The 1,002-nt window shown below is 46.4% G+C and carries 2 protein-coding genes; both read left to right on the top strand.

Annotated features, from left to right (window positions below):
- A partial coding sequence (locus tag ACFIJL_RS09545; protein ID WP_375624475.1) for a S49 family peptidase occupies window positions 1-684 on the top strand: 684 nt, incomplete at its 5' end.
- Window positions 570-947, top strand: a complete 378-nt coding sequence (locus ACFIJL_RS09540; protein ID WP_375624477.1) for a hypothetical protein — start codon at window positions 570-572, stop codon at window positions 945-947. The genes ACFIJL_RS09545 and ACFIJL_RS09540, both read left to right, overlap by 115 nt.
- Window positions 948-1,002 lie beyond the last annotated feature (55 nt).

Genomic DNA, 1,002 nt, shown 5'->3' with positions numbered 1-1,002 from the left:
TTTGATTTGGTTGAAGAGTTTCAAACACTCTCAAAACAATACGACAAGCCCATTTGGGCACATGCCAATGAGTTTGCTTGTTCAGCGGCTTATGCCATTGCCTGCTCTGCTTCTCAAATATGGGTAGCTCGTACAGGGGTTGTGGGCTCGATTGGAGTTGTTTGTGCTCATCTTGACCAATCCCGTGCAGATGAAAAACACGGGCATAAATGGACCTTTGTCTTTGAAGGTGATCACAAAACCCATGGCAACCCTCACGAACCCTTGAGCGATACAGCACAGATAAAAATGCAAGCCGATTGCGCCCTGCTCTACGAGATGTTTGTCGATTTGGTGGCGCAAAACAGACGCTTAAATGCTGCTGCAATTCGTGACACAAAAGCAGAAACTTTTATAGGCACCCAAGCGATCACCCTTGGATTAGCAGATGCGCAAGGCCCCCTTGCGCAAGCTTTGGAAGCCTTAACGGATTCCATATCACAAAACCCAATAGCAACAAAAGAAGGACAAAACACATGGCACGCACACAATACCGCGCTGAAGAAGAGGATGACGAAAAGATTGTCGACATCATCAATGACGAGGAAGAGGACGAAGACGATAGCGACATCGACAAAAACGCCGAAGACTTCGACGATGAAGAAAACGAAGATGAAGACAATGAGGACAAGCAGGAAAACATAAAAGCTGCTCTTGAAAAAGAAAGAAAGCGCGCAAAAGCACTAACAACCCTTGAAAGGCAAGCAAAGCACTTAGGCGTTTCTTTTGACGCAGCAAAAGCTATTCAAAAAGGTATGAGTATCGAGAAAGCACGCCAGTGTGTGTTGACGGCTGCTAGCTCTCAAAGCGCGTCTTTAAAAGTCTCGCCTTATACCCCTCATAGTGATGGGACGAGCAAGGCAAAGATTCACGCAAAATGGGAAGCAGCTTGGAGGGCAGTGAAATGACGAATATTATTTATGACGACGTACGCAATGGCGCTTATCTTGGACCCTACGACCC

Source organism: Bartonella sp. TT119HLJHH, assembly GCF_042193385.1.
GTDB lineage: Bacteria > Pseudomonadota > Alphaproteobacteria > Rhizobiales > Rhizobiaceae > Bartonella.
Note: the sequence above shows the minus strand (reverse complement) of the source record. Positions and strands in the feature narration are given on the sequence as shown.